Annotated in this window: 5 protein-coding genes; 1 reads left to right on the forward strand and 4 read right to left on the reverse strand. The window is 51.2% G+C overall.

The annotated features are described in order from the left end of the window. Together AB7U36_RS14965 and AB7U36_RS14970 are read right to left on the reverse strand one after the other, a co-directional pair. Nucleotides 1-3,085: response regulator (locus AB7U36_RS14965; protein WP_428160527.1), on the reverse strand; the 3,085-nt coding region annotated here is incomplete at its 3' end. 37 nt (nucleotides 3,086-3,122) lie between these two features. After that, nucleotides 3,123-4,061, reverse strand: a complete 939-nt coding sequence (locus tag AB7U36_RS14970; RefSeq protein WP_428160528.1) for a CheR family methyltransferase — start codon at nucleotides 4,059-4,061, stop codon at nucleotides 3,123-3,125. 424 nt (nucleotides 4,062-4,485) lie between these two features. Here AB7U36_RS14970 and AB7U36_RS14975 point away from each other — a divergent pair, with 424 nt between their 5' ends. Continuing rightward, entirely contained in the window at nucleotides 4,486-5,889 is a 1,404-nt protein-coding gene (locus tag AB7U36_RS14975) for an NAD(P)/FAD-dependent oxidoreductase (RefSeq protein WP_428160529.1), read from the forward strand. On the opposite strand, the gene queD is transcribed toward AB7U36_RS14975, so the two are convergent. Both queD and AB7U36_RS14985 read right to left on the reverse strand, forming a co-directional pair. Continuing rightward, nucleotides 5,867-6,265, reverse strand: a complete 399-nt coding sequence (gene queD / locus AB7U36_RS14980; RefSeq protein WP_428160530.1) for a 6-carboxytetrahydropterin synthase QueD — start codon at nucleotides 6,263-6,265, stop codon at nucleotides 5,867-5,869. The genes AB7U36_RS14975 and queD overlap by 23 nt on opposite strands. Before the next feature lie 25 nt (nucleotides 6,266-6,290). Then, nucleotides 6,291-7,105: DnaJ C-terminal domain-containing protein (locus tag AB7U36_RS14985; protein ID WP_428160531.1), on the reverse strand; the 815-nt coding region annotated here is incomplete at its 5' end.

Here is a 7,105-nt window from a genome sequence, read left to right on the forward strand (position 1 = left end):
GCATGGAATGGTCAAGGTAGTCCAGGGCCTGCTGCCCGTCCGATACGGCATCAACTGCGATCCCTCCGGATTCCAGAGCGGTTTTTACCTGAATCACTGCAGCGTCATTGTCTTCCACGAGCAAAATCCTCTTGGACCCATCCGGATGGTTTCGGGACGATTTGGGGGACGTATGGATTCGGTTCAAAATGGTTTTGATATCCTTACGAAGTCGTTTCGGGCACCGGTGGTCTTTGATCAGAATGGTGGAAACATTTGCTTCCAGAACGGCCTTTTCCCCGGGGCTCAGATCCTTTGCCGTCAGGATCAGAATAGGTAGATCAGCTGTTTCCGGGTTTCCCCGGACAGCCTTAACCAGTTCGAATCCATCCATTCCGGGCATGACCAGATCCAGAACCATGACGTCAGGCTTGTCTGTTTCAAGCATCTCCAGGCATTGTCTGCCGCTGTTTGCTGCCATCACCCGCATCCCGGCCTCGGAAATGCACAGGGCGGCCTGATTCCGGTCTGCGTCATTGTCATCCACCAGCATTACGGTTACAGGTAGGGTATTATGAATTTTTTTAATCTCTCTTATCAGCTTTTGATAATCTACAGGCTTGGTAATGTATCCCACAGCGCCCAGTGCAGATCCGGTGTCCCTGTCATCGGTTACCGAAATGATAACAACCGGAATAGGAGCGGTATCTGGATTTTCCTTCAGACGCACCAGCACTTCCCAGCCGTCCATGTCCGGCATGACGACATCCAGGGTGATGGCCAGGGGCTGCCGGGTTCCGGCAAGTTTAAGGGCTTCCCGGCCTGTTGCCGCTGTAAGGGTCGGATAGCCCGCCTCTTGAAAGGCATGGGCCAGAAGACCGCGCATTTCCGGATCATCATCCACAATGAGGATGGCATGGCCCTGGCGGTCAGGGGGAAGATCAGGCAATGCCGGTTCGTCAACGGCAGAAGAGGACGCCGGTACTGCGCTGTCACAGCTTACCGGAATCTGAACAGTGAATACACTTCCCTGGCCGATGACAGACGAAACCTTGACATCGCCTCCCAGAAGCCTGGCCGCTTTGTAGGCAATGGCAAGGCCTAGGCCGGTTCCTTCGAATTTCCGGGTAGTGGTGCCGTCTGCCTGGCGGAACTCTTCAAATATGGTGGGAAGATCTTTTGTGGAAATGCCGATCCCGGTATCCTCAACTTTGATATCAAAATAATTTTGGTGTTCAAGGACGGAAACGCAGACACTGCCTTTTTCCGTATATTTGACGGCGTTGGCAATGATGTTTTCAAGAACTTGATGGACTTTTGCCTCATCGCTTTCGATCAAAGAGATGGATCCGGGCAGCTTTGCTTCCAATGCGATACCCTTTTTCCGGGCCAATGGGACAAGCGTCTCAACCACATTGTCAATGGCTGCGGCAAGGGAGAAGCGGGTGAGATGCAGATCCATTTTCCCGGCCTCGATTTTGGACAGATCAAGGATATCGTTGATCAAGGACAAAAGGTGTTTGCCGTTTCGCTCAATGATTTCCAGATAGCTGTTCTCCTCCGGAGATAATCTTTCCCCTGCCTGGGAGATCAATACCCGGGACAAAGTATTCACCGAATTGAGAGGGGTTCTCAGTTCATGGCTCATATTGGACAGAAATTGGCTTTTTAGCCGGTTGGCCTCTTCTACCTGCCGGCGTCTGTACTCCAGTTCAATATTCTGCTGGTTCAGTTCCGTGGACTGTTGCTGGAATTCCGTATTCAATGCCTGGAGCTGTTCGGTCTGGGCCCTAAGCTGTTCATTTGTCTTTCGGGCGTCTGCCAGCAGGCGTTTGACCTGCTCGTTTTTTCCCGCTGCAAAAAGCAGCACAGCCATGATCCTGGCAGATGACCGGAGATATTGCTGCTGTATGGAATTGACGGATTCAAAAGAGGCGATTTCAAACACGCCGTACAAGGTATTTTTATGCATCATGGGAAGGGCCATCAGGGTATGCGGTGCCTGGTTCAGGGCACCGGCGTTCACCAGGACTTCCGTTTCTCCCGGACGGGTCAGCAGAATCTCTTTTTTTTCTTCAGCTACCTGGCCCACGATTCCCTGGCCGGGAAAAAAAGAGTCAGAGAACTGGCTTCCCCCGGGAAGGGCGAAATAATGGCTGAGGCGGCACAGGTTCTTTTCACTGTCAAATGTGTACACTGCCCCAGCACAGGCGTTAAGGCTTCTGCAAAGATGCCGGCACCCTTTTTCCAGGATGGCATCGAAACCCAGGTCACCGGACAGGGTCTGTTTCAGGGCGTTTTCCTCCGTCTGGAGCCAGAGCTGCTCCTGGAGCTTTTGGATCAGAATGTTAAAATGGCGGGCCAGTTCCGAAATTTCATTGTTGCCCTTGGGCTGGGTTTTTTCCAGGTCCCCTGTACTGGCGATTCTCTCCATGGTTTTCTGCAGCTCGGTGATGGCGGTTAATATGCTCGACGACAGAAAAAAACTAATGAGCAGAGCCAGGACGACGAAAAGAACGATGGAGGCCAGGATATCCCTGTGTACCTGCTGCTGGACCTTTTCGGCTTTAGCCATGAAACCGTCCGCCTTGTTCCGGGCATACCGGGCCAGTTCCTCCATCCGCTTTTCAAGTCGGATCACATAATCGGCGCCTTTTTCACGGGTGATCCTGTTGGCGGATTCTGTATCCCCCTGGAGAACAAAATGTTGGATTTCAAGACGGATGGGCCGCCAGCCGCCGAAGAATTCAATGGTTTCTTCAATTAATTGCTTTCCCTCTTGCCCCAGTATGAATTGCTTGATCAGCGCAAGTTCCTGGTAGACCCTTTGCTCATTGTGGCGGACCTTTTCAATGCCCAGGGCAATATCCGCCTGGGTCGTGGCTGTGGAGATGTCCTTGGTGGACCGGTGCATGGCAAGGACCCCTGCTTTGGCTTCCAGAGCTGCATTGGAAACCTGCAGAGGATGGGTATACAGCGTTTCAGTAAGGCCGTTGAGGACGTTCATCTGGTAGATACAGGTCATGGCAAACCCGGTAAAGAGAATGATGATCAGGAGAAATGAAAGTATCATGCGATGCTTGATGGACAGGTTGTAAAGGTGCATGGATTTTGTTTCCTTTCCTTTTCGCCAGGGCGTGGTCCTATTGGTGCTTTTGATATATATGGACCTTTCCCAGCTCCCGGCTGAATCTGGGATGGTATTGTTCCGGCAGCGATTCGGCTTCACCAAGGACCAGATATCCCCCGGAAGCCAAAGCGCGAAATAGCTTGTCAAATATTCGAGTTCGGCTCTCTTGCTGAAAATAGATCAGAAGATTTCTGCACAATACCAGATCAAAATTACCAAAAACACTTTCAGGCGGTACATAGGTTCTGGTATCCAGAATATCATAATATGAAAAAGATACCATATCTAAAATAGAGGGATCTAATTGGTAACGCGCTGAGTGTCTGGTGAAGTACCGGTTCAAGTGTTTGAGTTTGACGTTTTTAAGTTGTTCGGTGTCAAAGGTTCCCCTGCCCGCTTTTTTAAGAACGGAACGGTTGATGTCCGTGGCAAAAATCCTTACATCGAAACAGCGGTTTGTTGTCTTGAAAAAATCTTTCAACAGGATGGCCATGGAAAAGGCTTCCTCCCCACAGGCGCAGCCGGATGACCAGACCCGGATGCAGGGACAGGGCGTTTTGAGTTTCCTGGTCATCAGGGCGGGGAGAACGATTTCGGAAAGAACCTCAAAGGTCACCGGATTTCTGAAAAACTCACTGACATGGATGGTCAGACGGCTGATAAGGGTCTGCCATTCCTCCGGGTCCGTTTCCAGGACATTTATATAGTCTTGTGTCCGGCTGATGCCCCGCTCCGAAAGGCGGGTTTTAATTATTCCTTCAATGCCTGACCACTGGTATTCTCTGGGATTCATTCCTCTGCCATTGTACAGGTAAGATAGGATGCATGAAATGTCAGCGTTCATGGTTTCCTCCCTTGGGGCTGCGGCGGCACACGGTTCCACAATGGGAATGAACCGGTCGCCGGACAAGCGGGATATCCAATATTCGTCTGAAGGGATAATATGTTGCATTACAGCGGTCCGGTTTAAATAAGGGCCTATCTGCCCCGGAAAACTTCTGGTGCCGCTTGGATTGGGAACTTGCGAGTTACAATAGCGGCGTTGTTGCGATCAAAGCGGGGCGATTTTAATAATAAGCCTATCAGACCCGGGAGGAGAAATCAATCCAAATGCCTGACCGCCAGAGCAATCTCATATAATCTGCTTGCAGTTTGATGTCGGATGCTTCATACGGCTTATAGAGTCTAAATTTTGCTGGTATTTATTTTTTTGACCATGAAGCGCATGAAGAAGTCCATATGAGATCCGAACAATAAATTTCATTGATTTCAACATAATAAAAAGGTTAATCTCCTGATTAGTTAAGATAGGTTGGTATGAGGTGTTTATGCTTTAATATCAAATAGTTATTTTATAAAGGAGGACGTCATGGAAAATGAATCTTCAAAGGTTGAATATGACGTATGACGTAATTATTGTGGGCGGCGGGCCCGCAGGGCTGTTTGCGGCATATCATCTGATGGAACATACGGATCTCAAAGTCTTGCTCATTGAACGGGGAAGAGCGTCGCAGCAACGCAAATGCCCCATCAGCAAAGTACAGAAATGTGCCCAGTGCGATCCGTGCAATATTCTGTCCGGCATTGGCGGGGCCGGCCTGTACTCCGATGGAAAACTTAATTTTATCCCAAAACTTGGGAAAACCGATCTCACCCAGTTCATGCCCATGCCCCAGGCCCAGGCACTGATTGATGAAACCGAAGAGATTTTTACCCGGTTTAAGATGGATGCCCAGGTATTTCCCACCAATATGGATGAGGCAAAACGCATCCGAAAGGAAGCCAAGCGGTTCGGCATTGATCTTCTGCTCATCCGGCAAAAGCATCTGGGCAGTGACAAGCTGCCGGGCTACATCACGGGCATGGCCGACTATATCCAGTCCAAAGGACTTGAGATACGCACCCGTGAGAATGTAACAGACATTATTGAAAAAGATGGGGGTATCCAGGGGGTGGTGTCTGACAAGGGATCTTATCATGCCCGCAACGTAATTCTGGCACCGGGCCGCATCGGGGCCAACTGGGTGTCATCCCTGGCCCTTAAGCATGGTATTGAATTGAGCCAGCGGGGCATAGAAGTCGGTATCCGGGTGGAGGTGCACAACGATATCATGGATGATCTGTGCAATGTGATCTATGACCCCACCTTTTTCATCCGCACCCGCACCTATGATGATCTGACCCGGACATTCTGCACCAACCGGGGCGGTTTTGTGGCATTGGAAAACTACCAGGATTTTGTCTGCGTCAACGGGCATGCCTATTCAGATAAAAAATCAAGCAATACCAATTTTGCCTTTCTGTCAAAGGTGGTCCTCACTGAACCGGTCACGGACAACCAGGCTTACGGGGAATCCATCGGGCGTCTGGCCACCATCATCGGCGGGGGCAAGCCCATTCTCCAGCGGTTCGGGGATCTGAAACGGGGCAGACGATCCACCTGGAACCGGATCAACAAAGGCTATATCGCGCCCACCATGACCAATGTGGTGTGCGGGGACATTGCCATGGCTCTGCCCGAGCGGATCCTGTCCAATCTAGTCCAGGGGCTGGAGACCTTAAACCTGGTGCTGCCCGGGGTGTCCAACGATGAAACCCTGCTCTATGCCCCGGAGATCAAATTCTTTGCCACTCAGATTGAAACCACACCGCACCTGGAAACCAAAATCAAGGGCATGTACGTGGCAGGTGACGGCCCGGGGGTTGCCGGCAACATTGTATCAGCCGCGGCCACCGGACTGATTCCGGCCAAAAAAATCATTGCATCACGATCGGGGTAGGATAATAAATCGCGCAGGCATCATCGGATTCCCAGGCCATGACCCTGGAGACCACGACTTTTTCGTCCAGATCTTTGTCCAGGTATGCCTGGACCTTGTCTGCAATATAAACGGCAATACGTTCGGACGTGGGCTGTTCGTCTTCAAAGGCAGGCAGTTCGTTTAAAAATTTATGGTCCAGTTCCCCGTCCACAACAGCCCGGACCGCCCGTTTGATATCTCCGAAATCAACCAGCACCCCGGCGGCGTTCAATTGATCGCCCTTGACATATACTTCCACCTGCCAGTTGTGTCCGTGCAGGTTCTCACATTTCCGGCCCACCATGGCAAGCTGGTGGGCCCCGGCAAACTGGGTTTTAACCTTTAATTCAAACATATCCCCCCATCCGGTTCCTTCGCTATCACAGGTTTTTAAACAGATTTTTCAGCTTGTTTGATATTTTATTTGCATCCAGTTTGTCAAACTCTTCGAGCAGATCCTTTTGTTTCGGGCTCAGCTTGGTCGGCGTTTTAACGATCACCTTGATAATCTGATCCCCGCGCCGGCCGGTTCTCAAAGAGGCAATACCCTCTCCTTTGAACTGGAAAGACTCTCCATACTGGGTCCCGGCGGGGATTGTCAATTTCTTTTCTCCCACCAGCGTGGGTACGGTGATTTCAGCACCAAGGGCGGCCTGGATAAAAGAAATATCAATGGCGCAGATAATATCGGTTCTGTCCCGCTGAAAAAACTTGTGGGGTTTAACGTTAATTACCACGTAAAGGTCACCTGACGGGCCGTTGGGCGTGCCGGAGGCCTCGCCTTCTCCGGTGAGACGCAGCTTTGACCCCACATCCACACCGGCAGGAATTTTGACCTGGACCTTGCGGGTGATTTCCATGCGGCCGCCGCCCCGGCATTTGGGACAGGGATGGGGAATAATTGTCCCCCTGCCCTTGCAATAGGGGCAGGTTGTTTTGACTTTGAAAAAGCCCTGGCTCTGGACGTACTGTCCCGTGCCCCGGCAGTGGGAGCAGGTTTCTGCAGAGGAGCCGGGTGCGGCGCCGGACCCGTTGCACCCGTCGCAGGTTTCCATCTTTGGTATGGAGACGGTCTTTTCCGTACCAAAGGCAGCCTCCATAAAATCTATGGTCATGTCATAGCGCAGATCTGATCCCCGCCTGGCCCGGTTGCCGCCTCGTCCGCCGCCAAAACCGAAAAAATCTTCAAAAATAT

It is taken from the genome of Desulfobacter sp. (assembly GCF_050177295.1).

Coding starts and splice junctions, on each gene's coding strand:
- AB7U36_RS14970 (WP_428160528.1), bottom strand. CDS start 4,061: ATGCAACATATTATCCCTTCAGACGAATATTGGATATCCCGCTTGTCC.
- AB7U36_RS14975 (WP_428160529.1), top strand. CDS start 4,486: ATGAATCTTCAAAGGTTGAATATGACGTATGACGTAATTATTGTGGGC.
- queD (WP_428160530.1), bottom strand. CDS start 6,265: ATGTTTGAATTAAAGGTTAAAACCCAGTTTGCCGGGGCCCACCAGCTT.